At 26.3% G+C, this 1,148-nt stretch carries 3 protein-coding genes; 2 read left to right on the top strand and 1 reads right to left on the bottom strand.

The features are described from left to right. Positions 1-131 precede the first annotated feature (131 nt). Together OM075_RS25105 and OM075_RS25100 are read left to right on the top strand one after the other, a co-directional pair. Positions 132-440 (top strand): nucleotidyltransferase family protein, encoded by a 309-nt coding sequence (locus OM075_RS25105; protein WP_301193312.1) that lies wholly within the window; start codon positions 132-134, stop codon positions 438-440. Beyond that, the gene (locus OM075_RS25100; RefSeq protein ID WP_301193311.1) at positions 430-768 is read left to right on the top strand and encodes a HepT-like ribonuclease domain-containing protein; all 339 of its coding nucleotides are present in this window, start codon (positions 430-432) and stop codon (positions 766-768) included. Before OM075_RS25105 ends, OM075_RS25100 begins: the two co-directional genes overlap by 11 nt. Positions 769-823: 55 nt before the next feature. Here OM075_RS25100 and OM075_RS25095 read toward each other — a convergent pair. Further along, positions 824-1,148, bottom strand: a 325-nt coding sequence (locus OM075_RS25095; protein WP_301193310.1) for a hypothetical protein, incomplete at its 5' end; no start/stop codon positions are given.

The following is a 1,148-nucleotide window of genomic DNA, read 5'->3' as shown; positions in this document are numbered from 1 at the left end:
ATTTTGCCATCTTTACACTATTACGTTATTACAAAATATATTTAGATGTTTTATTAATCGTTTATAAACAAGTTAAACTCAAGCGATAATTTGCATTATTCAAGAAATTATTAAATTTGAACAAAAAGAATATGCAGAGTATATTAGAAAATAATATTGATAATTTAAAAGCTATTTGTCAATCTTTAAAAATAAAGAGATTGTATGCTTTTGGTTCTGCTGTTTGTGGAAATTTTACGGAAGACAGTGATATTGACTTTCTGATTTCTTTTGTAGAGAATATTTCTATTGAAGAATACACAAATAATTATTTTGAATTACAATATAGATTACGTGATTTATTAAAACGAGAAATAGATATAGTAACAGAAAGAACATTATCTAATCCGTATTTTATAGAAAGCTTAAATGAATCTAAGAAGTTAATTTATGAAGCGTGAAATTAAAAAGTACTTGTTTGATATAAAAACTTCTATAGAATCAATTTTTGACTATCTAGGAGATGAACGAAATTTTTTTGAATATCAGAATAATAAACTTCTACGTCGAGGGGTTGAAAGAGAAATAGAAATCATTGGAGAAGCAATGAATAGAGTACTTAAAATTGACCCTTCAATACAAATTGAGAATGCTAGACAGATAGTTGACGCTAGGAACTGGGTAATTCATGGGTATGACAAAGTTGATGATGTTGTCATATGGGGAATAATCTCTAATCACTTACCTAAATTGCAACTAGAAATTAAAGCCTACTTAAATCAAGAATAAAGAATCACTTCCTAACGACTCTTAAGCACTCTTATAATTTCATAACTTGTCTTAGTTATTTGTTTGTTCGATCCTTTATATATTCAATTAATTCTAAATATTTATCATTGATATATACATTTTCTAAATTTGGATGTACGGTAATTTTATCAATATTCCCAGATTTCCATACCTCTGATCTTCTAATTTCTAATAATCTATCAATAATAATGGAAACAATACGACTTTTATCTTCTTGGGAAATAGGCTTATTTGAAAATTCATTAACAAGATTGTTTATCTCTTTTAATATCTGTTCAAATTCCATTCTTGGAATACTTGCATTAAGTAACCTCATTAAATAACCATTTACCAATTTTAGTACATTAGCCATTTCTTTC

It is taken from the genome of Plebeiibacterium sediminum (assembly GCF_026013605.1).
In the GTDB taxonomy this organism is placed as follows: Bacteria; Bacteroidota; Bacteroidia; order Bacteroidales; family Marinilabiliaceae; genus Saccharicrinis; species Saccharicrinis sediminus.
This window is presented reverse-complemented; position numbering and strand designations above follow the sequence as displayed.